The following is a 22,189-nucleotide window of genomic DNA, read 5'->3' as shown; positions in this document are numbered from 1 at the left end:
CTGAGATCCAACTGTGGGAGGGGGCTTGCTCCCTCCCACATGGGTTATTCATGTGTCTGAAGTATCTGAAGTTTCCGGTGTTTGCTTGCGCGGCCGCCCGCCCTTCTTGCCATTGGCGCGGGCTGCGGCGGATTTGGCCGCGCTGCTTTTGCGACCATTGCGCGATGCCACCAGGCTGGTTGCCAGGTCCATCAGCGGCTGGCTTGTGGCGATCAGGCCGGTGATCGAAACATCCAGGTCCTGAGCTTCACAGCTGATGGCCTTGCCACCGAAAGTCACTTCCAATTGCTGGAAATCCTTCGCTGAAAAACCCTCGAACTCCGGCAGGCCAGCCACCGGCACCATGACGCGGCTGCCGTCGCTGAAGCCAATGGAGAGGCAGTCGCTTTCATAACGTACGTTGCTGGCGTTGGCGTACAGGCGTTTCAACCTGCGCCCTCGGGCGATTGCCTTGTCAACGTCAGCTTCAGTGAGAGGTACATAAGGTTTGACCTTAGCTTTTACGATCTTCATAAATTAATCCCCACGCAATCTGGCGCTCTTACCAGATTCAAAATAGTCCGTTGCCCGACAACGTCGTGCCGTGCGCTTGCGATGACGTAGACACCCGGTCGAATGACCAATCCCGGAACCAATTCACCTGCGTCCCAATTCCAGGAATGATTCTCCAGGCAAACCGTTTGCAGTTTTTCCCACCAGATCCTGCGTGCCCGCGCCAGGTAGTGCGGCTGCATGATCGCCCCGCGTATCTCATTCAAAACCGCCATGGGTGGCCGCCTCCGTTCAGGCTCCACGTCCCACAACTCGACATCCCCATCCAAAAAACTGAAACGAAAGCGCGCATCCCACTCCTTGCCCCTGACATGTACATGGGGCGGGCAATGCTCATCCCTGACAAACACCGAAATCACGTAGCCTTTGTAAGCACCTACTCTCATCGTAACCCATCCGTTAGGTTATTTTCCGCCAGGTAACAATTTCCCTCCGCCACCCGACAACCGGCTCCCTATTCCCGAAGCTGTTTCACAGATTAGTAACCACAAAAAACCCGGCGAATGCCGGGTTGTAACCACTCATGCCGACGGCTGGAAATACCCGGCCAGCGCTCGCAAGTCCTGCTCGCTCAGCAACCCCGCGTAATACTTCAGTTGAATGCGCGCCAGCAGGTACGCATGCCGCGCATTAGCCAGATCGCGGCGGGCGGTGAAGAGTTGTTGTTCGGCATCAAGCACGTCGAGGTTGACCCGTTCGCCGCCGCTGACGCTTTTCTTCGTGGCGGTCACCAGCGCAGTCGCGGAACTCACCGCCATTTCATAGGCCCGCACCTTCGCCGCGCCGCTGGTGTTGAGGTTGAATTGTTTGCGTAACTCCACCAACGTGGCAGCGGTTTGCGCGTCGAGCTCGTACTGGGCCTGGGACAGCTGGTTGGCCGCCTGGCGCGTGGAGGCCGACACCGAGCCACCGGCAAACAGCGGCAGGCTGACCTGGATGCCGACGCTGTTGGTGTCGTACTTCTGGTTGTAGCTGCTTTCTGAATCGGAGCTGGTCTGGCGACTGCTGGCGTATAGGCTGACCCTGGGCAAGTGCCCGGCGCGCTTGCGCTCCACTTCATAAGAAGCCACATCCAGTGCGTGGTGCTGGGACTTGAGTTCAGGGTTGTTGGCCATGGCCAGTTCACGCCAGGTTTCGAAGCGATTCGGTTCCAACGGTGCAATATCGAATTGGCGTGCCAGGGGCGCCAGCGCTTCGATCTGCAGCGGCAGGCCAACAATGGCTTCCAGCTCGCGCAAGGCGCTGTCCTGGACATCCAGGGACTCGATTTCCTCGGCCTGGGCCAGGCTCAGTCGCGCCTGGGTTTCGAGCACATCGGTACGCGTGCCTTCACCGCCTTTGAGCAGGCGATCATTGAGTTGCAGCCGTTCGGCATAGGCGCGTTTCTGCGCTCGGCTCAACTCGATGCGCTCCTGGGCCAGCAACGCCTGGCTGTAGGCGCCCAGCACCCGCACCGCCAGTTCCTGGCTCTTGCCGCGAAAGCGCTCGTCGGCCATCAGTGCCTGGGCGGTGCCCTGGCGAAAGCGTACATAGGCTTCGTAATCCAGCAGCGGTTGCTGCAAGGTCAAGGTCGAGGCGTAGCTGCGGTAATCACGGTCGCTGGTGACATTGCCGAGCGCGGTGCTCTGGGTGACTTCGGACTCATTACGCGAATTGTTGTAGCTCCACGACAGGTTGGGCAGCAGTGCCGCACGGCCGATCACACGGTTTTCTTCACCGGCTTCACGCTCTTGGATGGCCGCCTGAAAGGTCGGGTCGTTGCGCAACGCCAAATCATAAACATCCAGCAAACCCAGGGCATGGGCCGCTGGCGTGCAACTTAAGCAGAGGGTGAACCACAACGCCTTCATTCTTCCACCAGGGCCATATGGGTGCGATCCAGCAACGGTTTGAACAGGTAGTTGAGCATCGAGCGCTCGCCAGTCTTGACGAAGGTTTCCACCGGCATGCCCGGGCGGATCTGCACGCCGTCCAGTTGCTGTATACCGGCTGCACTGACCTGGGCCCGCAACGTGTAGTAGGGCTCACCAGTGCGTTCATCTACCTGACGGTCAGCGGACACCAGCGTGACTTCACCCGCCACCCGTGGCGTGGTGGACTGGTTGAACGCCGAAAACATCAATTCCACCGGCAACCCTGGGTGCACCTTGTCGATCATCTGTACCGGCACCCGTGCTTCCACCAGCAGCGGCTCGCCCTGGGGCACGATGTCCATCAGGGCCTGGCCGGGCTTGATCACGCCGCCCTCGGTGTACACCTCCAGCCCCACCACCACGCCGGATACCGGTGCGCGTACCAGGCTGTTGGCCAGTTCAAACTCAGCCGAGGCCAGGCGATTGCGCAGGTCGTCGCTGCGGGTGCGGGTCTCGGCCAACTGGCCGCGCAGGTCTTTCTGGAAGTCTTCACCGAGCTGGCGGATGCGCAGACGCAACTCCAGCACCTGGCGTTGCAACTGGCCGATGCGTCCAACATCCTCGGCGATGGCACCATCGATTTGCGCGTACAGCCGCTCGCTGTCCAGCAGACGATTGCGTGGGATGTAACCGTCGCGGGCCAACTCACGCAGGCCCTGCAGCTGTTCATTCAACGCTGCACGCTGCTGTACTTTGCTCGCCTGGGAGTCCCGCGTACCGCGCAATTGCGACTCAAAGCCAGCAATGGTTTCGCGCAGGCCCGCCTGCTCGGTGGCCAGTGCCCGGGCACGGCTTTCGAACAGCTGGCGTTGCAGGCTCAGGGTGGCGGCAGCCTCAGGATCGGCCAGCAGTTCAGGTGCAAACTCGATGGCCGGCAAACCTTCGCTTTCTGCACTCAAGCGCGCTTCGCTGGCCAGGGACGCCAGGTATTGGCTGCGCAGTGACTGCATCTGCCCGCGCAACGGGGTTTCCTTTAAACGCAGCAACACTTGGCCGGCGCTGACTGGGTCACCGTCGCGTACTTCGATACGCTCGACAATCCCGCCCGCCGGGTGCTGCACCGTCTTGCGATGGCCCGAGACCATGACTTTGCCCGGCACGGCCACGCCCTTGTCCAACGGTGCCAATGCCGCCCAGCCGAGGAACCCCGCAAAGCCCCCGAGCACCAGCCACCAGCCCAGGCGCGAGTATTTCTGGTCATCCAGCGCCAGCACGTTGTGCGGTTGGTCACTGATTAATGTGGGTTTAGTCTGGCTCATGCGTGTTTTCCCTCACCGAGGCGGTAGCTCATGCTCATGGTCGATACGGGCTTGCTCGCCAAAGGTTTCTGTCGCGCTTCCAATACCCGCGCCGTCGGGCCGAAGGCCTGCATCTGGCCGTCCTTGAGGATCAGCAACTGGTCGGTCAGGCTCAGCACGTTAGGCTTGTGGGTAATCAGGATCAGGGAGCGGCGCTGTTGCTTGAGCTGGGCGATGGCTTGCAGCAGCGCCTGCTCGCCCACTTCGTCGAGATTGGCGTTGGGTTCATCCAGCACAATCAACGCCGGCAGGCCGTACAGCGCACGCGCCAAGGCGACGCGTTGTTTTTGCCCACCGGACAAACCCGCTCCGCCTTCGCCCAGCAGGGTGTCGTAGCCTTGGGGCAGTTGCAGGATCAGCTCATGCACGCCAGCCATTTGTGCCGCAGCGAGGACTTTGTCGGCTTCCACCGTTTCAAAGCGCGCGATGTTCTGCGCGATGCTGCCGGCGAACAACTGGATGTCCTGGGGCAAGTAACCGATATGCGGACCCAGTTGCTGCTTATCCCAGAGAGCCAGGTCGGCGCCATCGAGGCGCACCTTGCCGGCCAGGGGTGCCCAGGCCCCCACCAGCACCCGGGCCAGTGTCGACTTGCCGCAGCCCGACGGCCCGATAACACCGAGTACGTCACCCGCGGGCAGGCTGAAACCCAGGTTGGCCAGCGCCGGCCGGCGACTGCCAGGGGCACAGGCGCTGATCTGCTCCACGCTCACCTGGCCCTTGGGTACGGGCAGGGCCATGCGTACCGGGCGCGCCGGGTTATCCTGGAGCATCAGTGACAAACGCTCATAGGCCAGACGCGCCGAACTCCATTGCTTCCACACGCCGATCAACTGGTCGATGGGGCTGAGCACCCGGCCCATCAGGATCGACCCGGCAATCATCATTCCCGGGGTAATGTCGCCATTGACTGCCAACCAGGCGCCCAAACCCAGCACCAGGGATTGCAGGGCCAGGCGTACGCCCTTGGACCAGGCAGTAACCACGGCGGTCTTTTCACTGGCCAGGTTCTGCTGCACCAGAAATGCCTGGTGTTGGTTGAACCAGCGCCCGCGCAGTGTGGCGAGCATGCCCATGGCTTCGATGGTGTCGGCATTGCGCAGGTTGGCCGTGGCCTGCTGGCTGGCGCTGATCGACAGTTGGCTGGCCAGGGCCATTGGCGCCTGGCTGACATGATGGTTGGCCCACGCCAGCGCGATCAACAGCAGCGCACCGCCCAGCGCCAGCAGGCCCAGCCAGGGGTGGAACAGGAAGATCACCACCAGGTACACCGGAAACCATGGCGCATCGAAAAAGGCGAACAACGCCTGGCCGGTGGCGAACTGGCGCAAGGTGGTCAGGTCGTGCAGGGCCTGGCCCGCCGCCTGGGTGCCGCCCTTGAGCTGCGCTTCATAGGCGGCGTCGAATACGCGCTGGTTCAAGCGCATGTCCATCTGCGTGCCGAGGCGAATCACCACCTGGCTGCGCACCCACTCCAACGCCCCCATCAAGCCGAACAGGCCGAGGATCATCAGCGTCAGCATCAACAGCGTCATCTGGTTGCCCGAGGCCAATACCCGGTCATACACCTGCAACATGTACAGCGCCGGAGCCAGCATCAGCAGGTTGATCACCGCCGAGAACAGGCCGATGTTGAAGAAGGCACTTTTATAGGCCGTCAGTGCAGCCAGCATCTCATTCGTGCGCTTGGCACCGGGCCGAGTCATGGTGGTTGTTCCATTGAAGAGTCGAGCAAGGGCCCGCCCGGTGCGCTGACGGCACCCGCGGCGTGCCCACAGGATTCGCAAGGCCGATGAAGGCGTGAGCCTCCATCGGCTTTTTGCATCAGGCGGCCATGGCGAAGTCTTGAGGCGCGTCCTGAATGCCGACCAGGCCCACATCGGCTGCGGCGAATGCAGGCGAGTCCTGATGCGCCACACCGGCCGCGGCCAGTTGATCGAAGGTGGAATTGACCGACAGGCTTGGGTCGATGCCCTTGAGCAAGGTATCGATGGCCGAAGCCAACGCCGAACTGTCACCGCTCATCAGGCCGTACACGATTTTGTGCACCTGGCCGTCACGGCCTTCGGACTGCAGGCTCGACAGGCCCAGGTTGGTGAAGCTGACTTCCTGGTTGGCGATGCTGTAGCCACCGCTGCTTGCGCCACCGGCCAGGGTGTCGCCCAGGGTCAGAGCATCGAGCGAACCCCACAGCGTGTGGGTCGGCGGATTGAACAAGGTGTAATGCAGGCTGCCTTCGGCGACCACGGCGGCATCACTGACGCTGCTCGAAACGCCGTATTGAGTGCCGTCGAACGGCCCAGGATTGAAACCACCGGTGTTCACACCCTCTTTGACCGAACCTTCACGGTGGTTGAGATCACCGAAGTAGGCCGACCAATCGCTCAGGTACTGGGCGACGGTGCTAGCGGCGTAGGTCGTGCTGTATGAAATAGAAATGCTCATGCAAAACTCCAAGTCATGGGGTGGTCACTCCGCAGCAAGCCGGTGCCTGCTGTGGTTTTGCCCGTCACTGGGCAAAAGCGGTCAGAACTGATATTCAACGGTGCCCTGCAAGGTGCGCCCACGTCCCAGGGTGAAGGCCAGTACATCGCCCAGCGGCACCAGGTAGGCGCGGTCGGTGACGTTTTCCATGGCCAGGCGCAGGGTTAACTGATCGGTGGCGCGGTAGCTGCCGTACAGGTCGTAGACGGTGTAGGGCTTCCAATCGGCGGGGTAGACGCCGGTTTGCGAAGTGGTCACTCCGGCGCCGCCCTTGACGTAATAACCGGCGCTGTAGCGGGCCCGCACACCCACATCCAACCTGCGCTCGAAGAACCGCGCGCCAAGGGTCGCGGTGCCGCGGTCCATGGGCATGTGTTCGGATGAGCCCAGGATCGCGCTGCAGCCCACGCCGGCATTGGCCGCGTCGTCCGGCACCATCGCATCCACGGGCGCACGGTTGCCTGGACGCTTCTGGGTCTTGGTCACGCCGCCGAGCCAGGCGGTCTTGCTGCAGAATTTGTTGCTGCCGAGCATGCGTGTGTAGTTGAACTGGCCGTAGGCAAACCCGGCGTCGTAATCGAGCTGGTATTCGAGGCCACGAAAACGTGTGGTCTCCAGGTTGTTTACATACGCCGCACTGCCGATATTGACGTTGCCATAACCGGGCGGCTGTACGCCCAAGGCCATATAGGAAAAGTCATCGACCCGGGTGTTGAAGTAGGACACCTTCATGCCTACGCGATCCTCGGCGAACAGCAGGTCTTGCTTGAGCACATTGAAGCCGACCTCCCACGCGGTGGATCGCTCCGGCTTGAGGTAGGGATTGGGCAGAATCGACTCCGAACCACCGCCATGGGGCCGGCCGCTGACCATGGTTTCGGTCACCGCCGGCGGGCGCCAGCCCTTGCCGTAGGTGGCGAACAGTTGCAGCCAATCGACACCTGGCTTGATCGACAGGCCAAAGGTCGGCGAAAAACGGCCCTCCTCGCGATCCACGTCGTAGTTCACCGGCACGCCGATCTGACGGGTAGTGCCAATGATAAACGTGCGGGTGTTCAAGCCGGTTTCGCCGCGCAGCCGGTAGCGGTCATAACGCAAGCCGGCGTTGAGATTCAGCCAACCGTCGTAGTCGAAATCCAGGCGCCCGAACACACTGCCCATCGCACGGTCGCCCTTGGGTGTGATGCTCTCGGCCGCTGAGGCCTTGACCGCAGAGCCAGCTTCCACCGCCTGGTTGGAGTCCGGGCGCACTTTGTCGTAGAAAAATTCCAGCCCATAGTTGGCCTTGAGTGCGGCCAGCTCCGTCAGGGCAAAGGTCGAGATGTTCTGCGCCTGCAAGCCATAGGTATTGGTTTGATAGGTGACGTCATAAGCCTTGTTGATCCCCCGGGCCAGGGTGGATTGCTCATTGCGGGTGTCCACGTAGTAGAGCTTGGCCTTGAAGTCGATCAGCGGGTTGTCCGGCGCATAGCTGTAATCCAGCGCAACGTTCTGCGCCCTGACGTCGCTGCTGCCGAGCTTTTCCCATAACTGCGCCTTTTCGGCGGTCATCATGTTGACGTCGTCGTAGTCGACATCGGTGGCCAGGTAACTCAGTTGCAAACGCTGGTCAGCCGGCAGGTTGAGCCCCAACTTGAGAAGGCGCGAGCGCATCACCGAACCTGAATAGGCAACGGTGGTGTGCTTGATACGCTCCTCACTGGCCGGCATGAACGCCGCGCCGGTACGCAACTCGCCAATGCTGCCCTTGGTGCCAGGGTTGTAATCGCCCAGGTGCCGTTCACTGGCGGCCACCAGCATGTCCCATACGTCGGTGCCCACGGCAAACGCCGAGCTGCCGATGAAATGCGTGCCGTTGCTGCGCCCGCCCAGCCCTGAGGTAAGGCGAATGCGCCCGCCGATTTCCTTGCCGCCCTTGAGCAGGTCAGCGGCCTCCACCGTACGAAAGTTGGCCACCCCGCCAATCACGCCCGCACCGCCCTGGGTGGAGGTCGCGCCCTTTTCGATCACGACTTCGGACAACAACTCAGGGTCCACATACAACGTGCCGTTGCGTTGCTGGTGACCGCTCTGCTGGTAATTCTGGCGCATGCCATCGACTGACATATTGACCCGGCCATAGTCCTGGATACCGCGGATGTTCACGGACAGCCCTGGGTCTTGCTGGCTGACGGCGGAGTAGACCCCAGGCGCCTCTTCAAGCATCTCGGCGGCATGCCGGGGCGGGTTGCGATCGAGCTGTTCGCGCCTGACCACGCTCACCGGGCGCGGGGTTGAATACACCCAGTCCTGTTGGTGCAAGCCGGTGACTGTTGTGGTCGCCAAGGCCAGGGCACCGGCCTGCTGCTCGACTCGGCTCAAGGTCACCTGGCGCTCACCGGTAAAGCGGTATTCAACCGGTGCGGCACCCAGCAGGCGGGCAAGCCCTTCCTGCACGCCAAAGCTGCCCTTGAGCGTGGTACTGCTCAGACCTTGCAGGCGTTGGCTGTCGAACAGCACTTGCAGGCCGGCCTGGTCAGCGAAAGCCAGCACCGCACTGCCGAGCGATTGCGCAGGGATATCGAACCTCAGCACCACGGATTGGGCGGCACCGGCCGCAGGTTGCACGGCATGGACCGGCGCGGCGACGGCCAACAACCCCAGGTGAATGGCCAGGGCCAACCGACTGCCGGTGATACGCCCCTTGGTGAGTGCTGACATGTGTGGTGATCCCTGCGCTAAGCGTTTTTTGTTTATGCGAATGCTTCTCACCTAGCAAGACGTGCGAGGCGCGGGAAGTCAGTAATATTTTTTTGCAGGAGCGAGCTTGCTCGCGAAGAACGTCAACGAAAACGCGTTGCCCTTGGGTTTTCGCGAGCAAGCTCGCTCCTACAAGGGCAGCGGTTTTAAAGGGGAAAGATCAGTAGATCAAGCTGAGGCCGGCCAGGTCCAAGCGTTGCACTTGGAGCTCCTGGGTCAGGGTGCCGAGGGCAGTTTCCAGCATATCGAGGCGGAATACGCCGCTGACTTCACGCTCGCCCAGCGCCGGGTTGGTCAACACCACATGCCCGGGTCGGTAACGGTTGAGTTGCTCGATAACCTTGGCCAACGGCTGCCGGTCGAAGATCAACATACCGCGCCGCCAACTGGTGGCGCGATCAACATCAAACTGGTCGAGGCTGACCACACCGTCCTGGGGGCTGTAGCGCGCAGCCTGGCCTTGCTCGACGATGCGCTCGGTCGCGCCATTTTTCGGTGAAGCCTGCACAGACACCTCGACGCTGTGCTGCAACACGCCGACCCAGGCTTGACTGTCACCCTCTCGCTCGACCACAAACCGCGTACCCAATGCCCGGGTCTGGCCCGCGGCGCTGTGCACCACGAAGGGCCGGGCCTCTTCGCCCACCATTGGCGCCACGTCAAACACCGCTGAGCCCTGGAGCAGGCTGATGCCCCGCTGTACCCCATCGTAATCCAGGCGAATAGCACTGCCGGAATCGAGCTCCACCGTACTGCCGTCGGCCAGGTGCACCGTGCGCACTTCACCTTTGCCCGTGACGTAGTCGGCCTGCATGTGCAGCAACATATCCGGGCCGCGCATCCAGCCGACACCCACTACCACTACGACCAGCGCTGCGACAGCCACACGCTGCCACGGCCTTCGGCGGGTGGAACGGCGTACCGTTGAAGCCACTGTCGGCGGTCGCTGACGATAAACGGATTCGTCCTTGTGCACTTCGCCCAGCGCCGCCCAGGTCTGCTCGGCAAAGCGCAAGGCCGCTTCGTGACGACTGTCGCGGGCGATCCACTGGCGCAACTTGGCTTGTTCCTGTTCGCTCAAGGCACCGGCGTGCAGGCGCACCGCCCATTCGGCCGCCTCCTCGGTAATGCTGTGCTGTTGCGGACCTTGGCTATTCACGTGTGAATCTCGAATTCTCGTTATATAGACGCTGTGACGTCTGGCCTGGCGGTTTTCGGTAATTCATTCGTCGGATGGCTTCACCTCGCCTTCCTGCAAGCGCTGCATCACATACGCCAGGGCCTTGGCCAGGTGCTTTTGCACGGAACTGTCGCTGATGTCCAGGTGCTGGGCGACCTGGGCGTGGGTCATGCCTTCGATACGGTTCAAGCGGAAAATCTGCTGGGTGCGCTCCGGCAACTCCGCCAGTGCCTGCTTCAATGCCTGTCGCTGTTGCTGCGCCATTGCCTGAGCCTCCAACCCGGCCACGTCATCTTCAATCTCGGCCAACGCCTCGTGGGGCACGGTATCAGTCTTGCGCCGTGCTTCCTGGCGAATATGGTCGATCAGCAGATTGCTCGCCGTTCGATAGAGATAGCCCTGGGAGTTATCGATGTGCTCGCCGGCCGGCTTTTGCGCCAGGCGCAGGAAGCTCTCCTGCACCAGGTCGGCAGCCAATTGCGGGTCCCGTACCTTGCGGGCCAGATACCCGCGCAGAGTATCGGCGTGCTTGAGAAACAGGCCCTTGAGATCCACGTCCGACAAACCGACTCCCTGGAATGTTAAGGAAACAGGCGGGCATCTTAAGCGTTATCGAGAATGATTTTCAATTGATATCTAATCTGATTGCGTTGGACTTTGGCGCTGATTAACGGTTCGATAATCGAACGGATCCGCTGCCAGCAATTGACCAAATTAACCATCCGGTACATTTTGTCCCCACAACCAATAAGAACTGTGGAGAACCCTCTATGCCGCCCATCGTGCTGGTGCTCAACGGCCCCAACCTCAACCTGCTCGGCACCCGCGAGCCCGCCACCTATGGCCACGAAACCCTGGCCGACATCGCTGCCCTGTGTGGTCGCAGCGCAGACAAGCTCGGGCTGAAAATCGAGTTTCGCCAGACCAACCATGAGGGCGAACTGCTCGACTGGATCCACGGCGCCCGCGCCCGCTGCGCCGGTATCGTGATCAACCCGGCAGCCTGGACCCACACCTCGGTCGCGATCCGCGATGCACTAGTGGCCAGTGAACTGCCAGTGATCGAAGTGCATTTATCCAACGTGCATGCCCGCGAGGCGTTTCGTCATCACTCGTTTGTATCCCCTATCGCCCAGGCGGTGCTGGCCGGGTTTGGCAGCCACGGCTACCACCTGGCGCTGGAGCACTTCAGCCATACGCTGAAGGGACGCGCTTGATGAAACCACGCATTCTCGCCGGCCTGATCGGCGCCGGCATCCAGGCCTCCCGCACGCCGGCGCTGCATGAAGAGGAAGGCGACGCCCAGGGCTTGCGCTATCTGTATCGCCTGATAGACCTTGAGCCACTGCACCTGGACCTCAATGCCCTGCCCGACCTGCTGCGATCCGCCGAGTTGATGCAGTTCAACGGGCTGAACATTACCTACCCGTGCAAGCAGGCGATCCTGCCGTTGCTCGATGACTTGTCCGACGAGGCCAGAGGCATTGGCGCAGTTAACACGGTGGTGTTCCAGGACGGTAAACGGATCGGCCATAACACCGATTGCCTGGGCTTCGCCGAAGGGTTTCGCCGCAACCTGCATGACGTCGCCCGCCGGCACGTCGTGCAGATGGGTGCCGGCGGCGCAGGGGCGGCGGTGAGCCATGCGCTGCTGGCAGAAGGTGTTGAGCACTTGAGCATTTTCGACGTGGACGGCTCCCGTGCCCGCGACCTTGTCGATAACCTTGCGCAGCGTTTCGGACCCGGTCGCGCCCAGGTCGGCACTCATCTGGAAAATGCGATGGCCGAGGCCGATGGGTTAGTGAACACCACGCCAATGGGCATGACCAAGCTGCCCGGGACACCGGTGCCAGCTGCGTTGTTGCGCACAGGACTGTGGGTGGCTGAGATCGTATATTTCCCACTGGAAACCCAGCTGTTGCGCGATGCCCGCGCCTTGGGCTGCCGTACCCTGGATGGTGGCAATATGGCAGTTTTTCAGGCGGTGAAGGCGTTTGAGTTGTTCAGCGGCCAGGTGCCGGATGTGCAACGCATGCTGGCGCACTTCCAGAGCATGAATACCTGACAGTAGAAACCGGGAGCAAAATGTGGGAGGGGGCTTGCTCCCGATTGCGGTGTATCAGACAGAATTGCTTGGCTGACAGACCGCAATCGGGAGCAAGCCCCCTCCCACATGGATTGCCTGCTTACCTGATAGAGGCGTGTTCTCAGGCCTGCAGGTAGCGCAACACCGACTCGCAAATCATCTCCCGATGCCGCTGCTTGATCGCCTCATCCGACAGTTCGATCTGGAAAATTTCACTGAACGTATGCCGGTTGGATACCCGGTAGAAGCTGAACGAGTTGATCAGCAGGTGCACGTCCAACGGCTCCAGTCCTTCGCGAAACAACCCTAATTCGGCGCCACGGCGCAAGGTCTCACCTAGCCCCTCAAGGATCTTGCTGTTCATCGCCTTGATGGTGTCGGTGCGTTTGACGTACTCGGCGTTGTGAATGTTTTCGATGCTGACGATGCGCACGAAATCCACGTTCTGGTCGTGGTGATCAAACGTGAACTCCACCAACCGACGAATCGCCTCACGCGGTTCCAGGGCGGTGAGGTTCATGCGGGTCTCGGTGTTGCGGATATCGCCGTAGAGCTTCTCCAGCACCTCGACGTACAACTGCTCCTTGCTGCCGAAGTAGTAATAGATCATGCGCTTGGAGGTGTGGATGCGCTCGGCGATGGCATCCACGCGGGCGCCGGCCAGGCCCTGCTGAACAAACTCGACAATGGCTTCCTGGAGAATATTCTCGCGGGTCTTTTCCGGGTTGTTCTTACGACTCTTACGCGGTGCGTCTGACACCGCGCGGAGAACGGGACTCGAGGTCATGGGGCGCTCACAGCCATTATTGTGCAGGCCCTGATTATGGGCCGCGGCGCTCGCCGAAGGAAGCACCCGGCCAGCTGTTATAAACGCGCCTGGCGCACTGCGCCGCTACGTGACTTGGCCATCGCCGCCAAACGCACGGCCACGTTGGCTGCGCCATAGCCAGCATAGCCGTTCCTGCGCTGGATGATCTCGAAGAAAAATCGCCCCTCGAACGGTTCGGTGTACACGTGAAACAACTCACCGCCCTGGGCGTCACGGTCGTACAACACGTTGTAGTACGCCAACTCGCTGAGGAACTCATCGTCAAAATCGAAGCGTGCCGCCAAATCGTCGTAGTAATTGAGCGGAATATCCAGCAACGGCACCCCGGCCTCCTTGGCCCGGCGCACCTCGGCGAAGATATCCGCGCAATCGAAGGCAATGTGATGCACCCCCGAACCACGATAGCTGGAGAGTGCGTGGGAAATCGCGGTGTTGCGGTTTTCGGAGATATTCAACGGCAGGCGGATCGAGCTGCAACGGCTGCGCAACGCACGGCTTTTCACCAGGCCGTATGGGTCAGGCAACACCACTTCGTCATCGGCTTCGAAATCCAGCAAGCTCTTGTAGAACAGCACCCAACTGTCGAGGCTGTCGGCCGGCAAGGCCATGGCCATATGGTCGATGCGCAGCAAACCACCACTGGTGGCAGAAGCCGGTTGCAGATTGAAGTCAGTGTCGTACAGCCCGCTTTCACTGGGGTCGACCAGGTAAATCAGGCTGCCATCGGGCGCACGCACGGCGGCCAGTTCCAGCTCGTTTGGCCCGACCAGGCCGCGATACGGCTGGCCCTTGTAGGCCACCGCCCGCTCCAGGGCCTTGGCGCTGTCCTTGACCCGAATCGCCGTGGCGCACAGGGACGGGCCATGGGCCTCGAAAAAGTTGTGGGCAAAGGAATAAGGCTCGCAGTTGAGGATCAGATTGATATCACCCTGGCGTAACAGACTCACATTCTTAGAGCGGTGCTGGCCGGCCTTGGTGAACCCCAGTCGCTCCAGCCAATGGGTGAGCTTGGCGCCGAGGCTTTCATCCACGGCAAATTCCAGGAATTCGATGCCGTCGTATTCACTGGCCGCCGGGGTTTCGAACAGGATGTCGACGGGCTGGGGGAGCTGCTCCTCGGCCAGGCGCTGACGGGTTTTCTCTTCCAGGTACAGCAGCGAACGCAAGCCATCCGCCGCATTCGCACGAGTCGGCGCAGCGCGAAAGCCGTCGTTGAAAATCTCCAGGGACAATGGCCCGGTGTAGCCGCTCTGGATAATCGGTGCCAGAAAACCAGCCAGATCAAATTCGCCCTGGCCAGGGAAGCAACGAAAATGCCGGCTCCATTCCAGCACATCCATGGCCAGGATCGGCGCGTCCGCCATTTGCACAAAGAAGATCTTGTCGCCCGGGATCTGGGCGATGCCGCTTGGGTCGCCCTTGAGCGACAGAGTGTGAAAACTGTCGAGCAATACACCCAGGCTCGGATGATCGACCTGGCGCACCAGGTTCCACACCTGCTGCCAGGTGCTCACATGCCTGCCCCAGGCCAACGCCTCATAGCCGATGCGCAGGCCACGCTTGCCGGCGTGTTCGGCCAGCAGGCCCAGATCGTCGAGTAAAATATTTTCGTCGCCCACACAATCGGCCGAAGCATTACTGCACACCAGTATCAGGTCGGTACCCAGTTCATGCATCAGGTCAAACTTGCGCTCGGCGCGCTCCAGGTTGCGCGTCAGGCGGTCGCGGCGGCAGCCTTCAAAGTCGCGGAACGGCTGGAACAGGGTGATGGCGATGCCGAGGTCGGCACATATCTGCCTAACTTCGCGGGGGCTGCCGTCGTAATACAACAAATCGTTCTCAAAGATCTCCACCCCATCAAACCCGGCTGCAGCAATGGCTTCGAGCTTTTCCGGCAAGGTGCCGCTCAAGGAAACAGTGGCGATGGAACGTTGCATGGATGACTCCCGGCAGTTGTTATTTGTGGCAAATTATTCGCCCCCAGCCTACACCCAGCAATTAAAATGTACGAACCGGTTAGTTTTCGGTGCGATTATCGAACACTATGCCCCTTTGACGAATTGACGACTTTTTAACCACTGCGCACCATCGACCGGGCAACTCGTTCAAATAACAAGACCCAGAACACACCATAAAAATTTCAAAAAACGGGTACGACCTCATGCCTCTGCAAAACCCCACCCTGGCCGCGCGCCCGGGCAACCCGCACGCCGGCATCGGCGACAAGATCCGCGGCGCCCTGGCCGTAGGTAAAACGCGCTGGGGCATGCTGGCCCTGGTGTTCTTCGCCACCACTCTTAACTACATCGACCGCGCCGCCCTCGGCGTCATGCAGCCGATCCTCGCCAAGGAAATGAGCTGGACGGCGATGGACTACGCCAACATCAACTTCTGGTTTCAGGTCGGCTACGCCATTGGCTTTGTGCTGCAAGGCCGCTTGATCGACCGGGTCGGTGTCAAGCGCGTGTTCTTCTGCGCCGTGCTGTTGTGGAGCCTGGCCACTGGCGCCCACGGCCTGGCCACCTCGGCGGTGGGCTTTATGGTCTGCCGGTTTATTCTCGGGCTGACCGAAGCCGCCAACTACCCGGCTTGCGTCAAGACTACCCGCCTGTGGTTCCCCGCCGGTGAGCGTGCGGTCGCCACCGGTATCTTCAACGCCGGCACCAACGTCGGCGCGATGATGACGCCGATGCTGCTGCCGTTGATCCTGCACGTGTGGGGCTGGCAGGCGGCGTTCCTGTGCATGTCGGCACTCGGCGGCATCTGGCTGTTGTTCTGGGGGCTGAAGTACTACAACCCGGAAGACCATCCCACCGTTAAACAATCCGAACTGGACTACGTGCAACAGCAAGTCGAGCCGGAACAGCCCCGCGTGCCGTTCAGCCGCATCCTGCGCATGCGTGGTACCTGGGCCTTCGCTCTTGCCTACTCGCTGACCGCACCAGTGTTCTGGTTCTACCTGTACTGGCTGCCGCCGTTCTTGAACCAGCAATACAACCTGGGCATCAACGTGACGCAGATGGGCATTCCGCTGATCATCATCTACCTGACCGCCGACTTCGGCAGCGTGGGGGGTGGCATCCTGTCGTCGTTCCTGATCGGCCGTGGGATGAACTCGATCAAGGCCCGCTTGCTGTCGATGCTGCTGTTTGCCTGCTGCATCGTCGGGGTGATCATGGCGGCCGGCTCCAGCCAGCTGTGGGTCGCGGTGTTCGCCATCTCCCTGGCCATCGGCGCGCACCAGGCCTGGACCGCCAACATCTGGAGCCTGGTGATGGACTACACGCCCAAGCACATGATGAGCACGGTGTTCGGTTTCGGCGGCATGTGCGCGGCCATTGGCGGCATGTTCATGACCCAGCTCGTCGGTCACATCCTCACGGTGACCAATAACAACTACACCGTGCTGTTCACCCTGATCCCGGCGATGTACTTCATCGCACTGGTGTGGATGTACTTCATGGCGCCGCGCAAGATTCCGACGGTAGACGTCTAATCAACGCCGCCGTTGCTGCCAGGCAGCGGCCAATCCGCTCATGCAGATCACCCCGATACCAACCACAGTGGTGGTATCGGGGGTATGACTGAACACCAGCCAGCCCAACAACCCCGCGAACACGATCTGGCAATAGCCGAACGGCGCCAGCAAAGCCGGCGCAGCGAAACGGAAGGCCTGGGTGAGCATCAGGTGCGCGGTCATCCCACAAGTCCCCAGCGCCAGCATCAACACAGCGTGCCACAAGGTCGGCACCTGCCAGAAGAACGGCACCATGGCGCTCATCACCAAGGTGTTGCACAACCCGGCGAAGAAGTTGCTGGTGGTGGGCGTATCGAACTTACTGAGGATGCGCGTAAGCAGTTGATAGAAGCAGAAGAACGTTGCCGAACACAGGGGCAACAGTACCGCCGGCGTGAACAGCTCGCCTCCGGGATGAATGATCACCAGCACCCCGATAAAACCGCAAATCACCGCCAGCCATTGACCACGTGTGACGTGCTCACCCAGCAGCGGCACCGACAGCGCCGTCACCAGGATCGGCGCGAGAAAGTTGACCGCCGTGGCTTCCGCCAACGGGATGTAGTGCAGCGCCGCGGTGAAAAACAAGCTGGTGCCCAACAGGCACAAGGCACGCACCACCTGCATGCCCGGCCGCTTGCTGCGCAGTACACGCAAGCCCGACTGCGGCAGGAAGATCCCGGCCATCAGCAAGGTGTGCACCAGGTAGCGCGCCCACACCACCATCACAATGGGGTAGAACCCGGCCAGGTATTTGGACAAGGCGTCATGGCTGGAGAACAGGAACGTCGCCAGCACAATCAGCAGAATGCCTTTGAAGGGATGGTTGACGCCGGAAAGCGGGGTACTGACAGTCATGGAATTCTCTTGCGTGGCGAGTTCAACGCGGTAGCACTCAACCGAGTAATCTAGCAGCCGGGCATGGGTCTGCCCCGAGAGCATAACCAAACAGTGGGCGAACAGCGCACTAAATCACTGGAATCGAGTCCAACCCTGCACGCTCGCCCCGGCGCTGCACACTTTTTAACCAAGGCCTTGCCGCTATGAAAAAAATCCTCTTTGTTCTTTCTGCCGTCGCCCTGCTTACCGCCTGCGATAAAGCCAAGGAAGCGCCCAAACCTGCGCCACCCTCTGTACAGGCCACCCTCGTGCCGCAAACGCCCCCGACCGACCAGTGGGTTGGCAAGTGGATCGGCGTCGAGGGCTTGAACCTGATCATCGCCAAGGACGACAGCGTTGGCCGCGGTCACTACATTCTGACCATGCAATACGGCCTCGACGCCGCAGATTCCGGCACCTTCAAGGGTGAAGCGGCCGAAGATGGCATTGCCTTCACCCGCCCGGACGGCCCGCAACTGCTGCGCGCCGGCGACGGTGCCGCCACCGGCCTGAAATGGCTGGCGGATAAAAAAGACTGCCTGATCGTCGCCACGGGCGAAGGCTATTGCCGTTAATACCGACCATAATCACTCACGGTTAGCACACAGAGGATTGCTCCCATGCTATGGAAAAAAGGCAGACGCAGCGACAACGTGGTCGATGCCCGCAATGACAGTGGCGGCGGCGGTGGCGGCATGCGCTTTGGCGGCGGCAAGGGCCTGAGCCTGACGGCGATTGTGCTGATCGTGGGCATTGGCTGGTTGACCGGGCAGGACCCGATGCAGATTCTCGGCCAGTTAAGCGGCCAGATGGAACAGGCACCGTCGGTCAGTACCCAGTCGCGCCAGGCACCACCGGCCAATGACCAGCAGGCCGACTTCGTGCGGGCCGTGCTGGGCGACACCGAAGACACCTGGGGCCAGGTGTTCCAGGAAAACGGCCTGGCCTACAAGAACCCGAAGCTGATCCTGTTCCGTGGCCGGGTGAACTCGGCCTGTGGCGGCGCCACCTCCGCCAGCGGCCCGTTCTATTGCCCGGCTGACCAACAGGTGTACCTGGACCTGGATTTCTTCCGGGAAATGTCCCAGCGCTTCCAGGCATCCGGCGAATTCGCCCAGGCTTATGTGATCGCCCACGAAGTCGGACACCACGTGCAAACGTTGCTGGGTATCTCATCCAAAATCCAGGCAGCGCGCCAGCAAGGTCGGCAGATGCAAGGCGACGGCGGCTTGCTGGTACGCCAGGAACTGCAAGCCGACTGCTTTGCCGGGGTGTGGGCCAACCGCGCACAGAAACGGCTTAACTGGCTGGAACCCGGTGATATCGAAGCGGCACTGAACGCCGCCAACGCCATTGGCGATGACCGTTTGCAGCAACAGGGGCAAGGGCGCGTAGTGCCGGACTCGTTTACCCACGGTACCTCGGCCCAGCGCGTGCGCTGGTTCAAGACCGGCTTCGCCCAGGGTCAGATCTCTCAATGCGACACCTTCGCGGCCAAGAGTCTCTAAATGATCAAACGATTGGGGTTGCTGCTGGGTGTGTTCGTGTCCTGCTGCACCCTGGCGGCCGAACACGGCGTTAAGGTGGTCAGCCCCGATCGCTTTCATCTGGAGGCCGGCGACCTCAGCCTCGGCGTGAGCCAGGACTGGCGCCAGCCGCTGCCCAAGGTCACGCGTGCGCTGATCATCGTGCATGGCCGCCTGCGCAATGCGCAGACCTACCTGCAAAGCGGTATCGACGCCGCCACCCATGCCGGGGTCGGCGGCACTACGCTGGTGATCGCGCCGCAGTTTCTGAATCAATCGGACGTGAAGCGCAACCATCTGGGCAATCAGGTATTGCGTTGGAAGGGCAACGACTGGATGGCTGGCGAAGCTTCCACCGCGCCTGGGCAGGTCAGTTCTTATGGCGTTCTGGACCAGATCATCAAGCACCTGGGCAACCGCAAGCTGTTCCCGGCGTTGAAAGAAATCGTGATCGCCGGGCATTCCGGTGGCGGCCAAGTCGTCCAACGCTTCGCCCTCACCGGCCATGACCACCCGTTGCTGAAAACCGAAGGCATCAGCCTGCGGTACGTGGTGGCCAACCCATCGTCCTACGCCTACTTCAGCCCGCAGCGGCCGGTGCCGTTCGATACGGCCAGTTGCCCAAGCTTCAACGACTGGAAATACGGCATGCAAAACCTGCCGGATTACGTGGGTGAGCGAGGCGCCCAGCAACTGGAACAAGCCTACGTCTCACGCGACATCACCTACCTGCTGGGCCAGCAAGACACCGACCCCAACCACCCGGCGTTAGATAAAGGCTGCGAGGCCGAGACCCAGGGCGCGTATCGACTGATTCGTGGGCATAACTACTTTGACTACCTCAGGCAGCGTCATCCGCAGCTGACTCACAAGCTGGTGGAAGTGCCGGGGGTGGGGCATAACGGGGATAAGATGTTTACCTCGCCAGAGGGAGAAAAGGTGCTGTTTGCCCAGTAGCACCTGAAGGAACTCAATCAAAATGTGGGAGGGGGCTTGCTCCCGATTGCGGTGTGCCAGCTAAACATAGGCTGGCTGACACACTGCAATCGGGAGCAAGCCCCCTCCCACATTTGATCTCTATTGTCTGGGCTAGATCATTTGGCGCAATGCAGCGCAGTCTGCCGCATGCCAATCCGCCAACTCCGGCCATGGGTTCTCCGGCAGGTTCACCAACACGGTTTTCGTCCCCGCTGCTCGGCCACAGTCCAGGTCAAAACGATAATCCCCGACCATCACCATCTCACTCGGCGCTACATCCCAAGCCGCTGCCAGTTTCAACAAACCACCCGGATCAGGTTTGTGCGGCGCATCATCACGCCCCAGCACATCCTCAATGGCAAAGCAGTCCGCCAGGCCGATGGCTTCCAGGGTGATATGGGCCAGCTCGCGCGCATTGCGGGTCAGGATACCCAGGTGATAACCGCGCCCGGCCAACTCACGCACCAGTTCCACAGCGCCTTGTGCCGCGACCGAACCGAGTGCCAGCTCGCGTTCATGCTCCAGTAGCCAGGCATGCTTGGCTGCTGCAACGTCTGCGGGCAACGCAGCAAGATGAGTGAGAATGTCGTCCTCAGGCGCAATATCCAACGCCACGCGGATGGCAGCAAAATCATGCACGGCCACCGTGAGGGTGCCGTCCATGTCGAACACCCAATGCTTAATGTCCGACAGGCTCATGCCCAGTCCTTGCGATGGCGGATCAAACCTTCCTGGGTCACCGAGGCCACCAGTTGCCCGGAGCGGTTGTACACGCTGCCACGGGAAAAGCCCCGGGAGTTGCCGGCCCACGGGCTATCCATGGCATACAGCAACCAGTCATCGGCACGCAGGTCCGCATGGAACCACAGCGCGTGGTCGAGACTGGCGACCTGCATGTCTTTCTGCCACACGGTCTTGCCATGGGGCAGCAACGAAGTCGTCAGCAGGCCGAAGTCCGAGGCGTAAGCCAGCAGGTACTTATGCAGCGCCGGCGCGTCCGCCAGGGCGCCATCGGCACGAAACCACACGTACTTGACCGGGTCGGACGGCTGCGGGTTGAACGGGTCTTTTTCGGTGACCGGGCGCACTTCGATGGGCTTGGGGCACAGCAGCTTGTCGCGCATGTGTTCGGGAATAAGATGCGCACGTTGCTTGGTCAGCTCCAGCTCCGACGGCAGGTTTTCCGGGCCGACCACCATCGGCATGGTGGTCTGGTGATCGAAGCCTTGTTCGTCGTACTGGAACGAGGTGGTGCACGTAAAGATCGGGTTGCCCTTCTGGATCGCCGTTACCCGCCGAGTGCTGAAACTGCCGCCGTCGCGTACGCGGTCCACCGAATACACCACCGGCAAGGCTGCATCGCCAGGGCGCAGGAAATAACCGTGCAGGGAATGCACATGCCGCGCTTCTTCTACCGTCTGGCTGGCCGCCGACAGCGACTGGCCGAGCACTTGGCCGCCGAACAACTGGCGAAAGCCCAGGTCCTGGCTGCGGCCGCGAAAGAGGTTTTCCTCGATCGGTTCCAGGGTCAGCAAGTCCACCAGATCTTCCAATACTTGGCTCATAGAGCAACTCCTGCAATCAATAGGGCATTCCGGGCTGCTTATCCATGCAGCGTGTCCAACCATTGGGCGCGGGTGATGCGGTACAAAACATGAGGGCGCAGCGGGTCATCCGCTGCGACCTTGGGGTGTTCAAAATCTGCCTGCGGATCGTAATGCATACCGATGGCCTGCATGACTTTTTGTGAAGGCTGATTGGCCTCTGTGGTGAAGGCTACAACCTCGTCCAGTTGCAAACGGTCGAAGCCGCAGCGCAACGCGGTCCAGGCCGCCTCACTGGCATAGCCCAGGCCCCAGTGTTCGCGGGCCAGGCGCCAGCCGATTTCCACTGCCGGTGTAAAGCCGGCTTCGAAGCTGACATTCTGCAGCCCGGTCAGACCGATAAATTCGCCGGTATCCTTGCGCTGCAAGGCCCAAAAACCGAAGCCGTACTCCGCGAAATGCCCGCGAACGCGACCGATCAATGCGGCGCTTTCCAGATGGCTCAACCTGGCCGGAAAATAGCGCATCACTTGTGGGTCGGCGCACATGCGCGCAAAGTCCGGCAGGTCGCTGTCGCGCCATTGGCGCATTAGCAGGCGTGCACTTTCCAATTCCAATATCGGCTCCATGGGGCCCCCTCCCTTGCCATGTGCGTGAGTGTACA

General features: G+C 61.1%; 21 protein-coding genes. 6 read left to right on the top strand and 15 right to left on the bottom strand.

Features of this window, described 5'->3' with window-relative positions; translation table 11 throughout:
- Positions 1–48: 48 nt before the first annotated feature.
- The 9 genes from KVH01_RS23855 to KVH01_RS23815 all read right to left on the bottom strand — a co-directional run bounded on the left by KVH01_RS23855 (position 49) and on the right by KVH01_RS23815 (position 10,730).
- Positions 49–513 carry a DUF2442 domain-containing protein gene (locus KVH01_RS23855; RefSeq protein WP_217883140.1) on the bottom strand — a complete coding sequence of 155 codons (465 nt, stop codon included), beginning with the start codon at positions 511–513 and terminating at the stop codon, positions 49–51.
- Positions 510–938, bottom strand: a complete 429-nt coding sequence (locus KVH01_RS23850; RefSeq protein ID WP_217883139.1) for a DUF4160 domain-containing protein — start codon at positions 936–938, stop codon at positions 510–512. The genes KVH01_RS23855 and KVH01_RS23850 overlap by 4 nt, the downstream gene beginning before the upstream one ends.
- A 135-nt stretch (positions 939–1,073) precedes the next feature.
- Entirely contained in the window at positions 1,074–2,402 is a 1,329-nt protein-coding gene (locus KVH01_RS23845) for a TolC family outer membrane protein (RefSeq protein WP_217883138.1), read from the bottom strand.
- On the bottom strand, positions 2,399–3,724 hold the full coding sequence (locus KVH01_RS23840) for an HlyD family type I secretion periplasmic adaptor subunit (protein ID WP_217883137.1): 1,326 nt from the start codon (positions 3,722–3,724) through the stop codon (positions 2,399–2,401). The genes KVH01_RS23845 and KVH01_RS23840 overlap by 4 nt, the downstream gene beginning before the upstream one ends.
- Positions 3,721–5,469 carry a type I secretion system permease/ATPase gene (locus tag KVH01_RS23835; RefSeq protein WP_217883136.1) on the bottom strand — a complete coding sequence of 583 codons (1,749 nt, stop codon included), beginning with the start codon at positions 5,467–5,469 and terminating at the stop codon, positions 3,721–3,723. Before KVH01_RS23835 ends, KVH01_RS23840 begins: the two co-directional genes overlap by 4 nt.
- 118 nt (positions 5,470–5,587) lie before the next feature.
- The gene (locus tag KVH01_RS23830) at positions 5,588–6,208 is read right to left on the bottom strand and encodes a heme acquisition protein HasA (RefSeq protein ID WP_217883135.1); all 621 of its coding nucleotides are present in this window, start codon (positions 6,206–6,208) and stop codon (positions 5,588–5,590) included.
- Positions 6,209–6,289: 81 nt separating this feature from the next.
- Positions 6,290–8,947 carry a TonB-dependent receptor gene (locus KVH01_RS23825; RefSeq protein WP_217883134.1) on the bottom strand — a complete coding sequence of 886 codons (2,658 nt, stop codon included), beginning with the start codon at positions 8,945–8,947 and terminating at the stop codon, positions 6,290–6,292.
- A 199-nt stretch (positions 8,948–9,146) separates the two neighbouring features.
- Entirely contained in the window at positions 9,147–10,145 is a 999-nt protein-coding gene (locus tag KVH01_RS23820) for a FecR family protein (protein WP_217883133.1), read from the bottom strand.
- Between the two features lie 63 nt (positions 10,146–10,208).
- Positions 10,209–10,730, bottom strand: coding sequence for an RNA polymerase sigma factor (locus KVH01_RS23815; protein WP_217883132.1), 522 nt, complete (start codon positions 10,728–10,730; stop codon positions 10,209–10,211).
- A gap of 206 nt (positions 10,731–10,936) precedes the next feature.
- Here KVH01_RS23815 and aroQ point away from each other — a divergent pair, with 206 nt between their 5' ends.
- Together aroQ and KVH01_RS23805 are read left to right on the top strand one after the other, a co-directional pair.
- A complete protein-coding gene (aroQ, locus tag KVH01_RS23810) occupies positions 10,937–11,383 on the top strand; it encodes a type II 3-dehydroquinate dehydratase (protein WP_124379528.1) in 447 nt (148 codons plus the stop codon).
- A complete protein-coding gene (locus KVH01_RS23805; RefSeq protein WP_217883131.1) occupies positions 11,383–12,231 on the top strand; it encodes a shikimate dehydrogenase in 849 nt (282 codons plus the stop codon). The genes aroQ and KVH01_RS23805 overlap by 1 nt, the downstream gene beginning before the upstream one ends.
- Before the next feature lie 142 nt (positions 12,232–12,373).
- Here KVH01_RS23805 and KVH01_RS23800 read toward each other — a convergent pair whose 3' ends face one another.
- Positions 12,374–13,039 carry a TetR/AcrR family transcriptional regulator gene (locus KVH01_RS23800; RefSeq protein ID WP_043050684.1) on the bottom strand — a complete coding sequence of 222 codons (666 nt, stop codon included), beginning with the start codon at positions 13,037–13,039 and terminating at the stop codon, positions 12,374–12,376.
- Positions 13,040–13,116: 77 nt separating this feature from the next.
- Positions 13,117–15,018: a 3-dehydroshikimate dehydratase QuiC gene (gene quiC / locus KVH01_RS23795; RefSeq protein WP_217883130.1), complete on the bottom strand. Its 1,902-nt coding sequence runs from the start codon at positions 15,016–15,018 to the stop codon at positions 13,117–13,119.
- Between the two features lie 224 nt (positions 15,019–15,242).
- Here quiC and KVH01_RS23790 point away from each other — a divergent pair, with 224 nt between their 5' ends.
- Positions 15,243–16,577, top strand: a complete 1,335-nt coding sequence (locus KVH01_RS23790; protein WP_217883129.1) for an MFS transporter — start codon at positions 15,243–15,245, stop codon at positions 16,575–16,577.
- Here KVH01_RS23790 and KVH01_RS23785 read toward each other — a convergent pair whose 3' ends face one another.
- A complete protein-coding gene (locus tag KVH01_RS23785; RefSeq protein WP_043050681.1) occupies positions 16,578–17,456 on the bottom strand; it encodes a DMT family transporter in 879 nt (292 codons plus the stop codon). It lies immediately after the preceding gene.
- Between the two features lie 185 nt (positions 17,457–17,641).
- On the opposite strand from KVH01_RS23785, the gene KVH01_RS23780 reads away from it, so the two are divergent.
- Genes KVH01_RS23780 through KVH01_RS23770 form a run of 3 tightly spaced genes read left to right on the top strand, consistent with a single transcriptional unit; the run spans position 17,642 to position 19,960 of the window.
- The gene (locus tag KVH01_RS23780; RefSeq protein WP_217883128.1) at positions 17,642–18,052 is read left to right on the top strand and encodes a membrane lipoprotein lipid attachment site-containing protein; all 411 of its coding nucleotides are present in this window, start codon (positions 17,642–17,644) and stop codon (positions 18,050–18,052) included.
- Between the two features lie 45 nt (positions 18,053–18,097).
- On the top strand, positions 18,098–18,985 hold the full coding sequence (ypfJ, locus tag KVH01_RS23775) for a KPN_02809 family neutral zinc metallopeptidase (protein ID WP_043050679.1): 888 nt from the start codon (positions 18,098–18,100) through the stop codon (positions 18,983–18,985).
- On the top strand, positions 18,986–19,960 hold the full coding sequence (locus KVH01_RS23770) for an alpha/beta hydrolase (protein ID WP_217883127.1): 975 nt from the start codon (positions 18,986–18,988) through the stop codon (positions 19,958–19,960). It abuts the gene before it with no gap.
- A gap of 132 nt (positions 19,961–20,092) precedes the next feature.
- On the opposite strand, the gene KVH01_RS23765 is transcribed toward KVH01_RS23770, so the two are convergent.
- The 3 genes from KVH01_RS23765 to KVH01_RS23755 are packed head-to-tail and all read right to left on the bottom strand — an operon-like array spanning position 20,093 to position 22,154.
- Positions 20,093–20,680, bottom strand: a complete 588-nt coding sequence (locus tag KVH01_RS23765; protein WP_217883126.1) for an HAD family hydrolase — start codon at positions 20,678–20,680, stop codon at positions 20,093–20,095.
- Positions 20,677–21,546, bottom strand: a complete 870-nt coding sequence (gene tesB, locus KVH01_RS23760) for an acyl-CoA thioesterase II (RefSeq protein ID WP_217883125.1) — start codon at positions 21,544–21,546, stop codon at positions 20,677–20,679. Before tesB ends, KVH01_RS23765 begins: the two co-directional genes overlap by 4 nt.
- A gap of 38 nt (positions 21,547–21,584) precedes the next feature.
- Positions 21,585–22,154, bottom strand: a complete 570-nt coding sequence (locus KVH01_RS23755; protein ID WP_043050675.1) for a GNAT family N-acetyltransferase — start codon at positions 22,152–22,154, stop codon at positions 21,585–21,587.
- Between the last annotated feature and the right edge of the window lie 35 nt (positions 22,155–22,189).

It is taken from the genome of Pseudomonas khavaziana, from assembly GCF_019145205.1.
GTDB lineage: Bacteria > Pseudomonadota > Gammaproteobacteria > Pseudomonadales > Pseudomonadaceae > Aquipseudomonas > Aquipseudomonas khavaziana.
The sequence above is the reverse complement of the archived record's forward strand: the minus strand, read 5'-3'. Positions and strand labels throughout refer to the sequence as shown.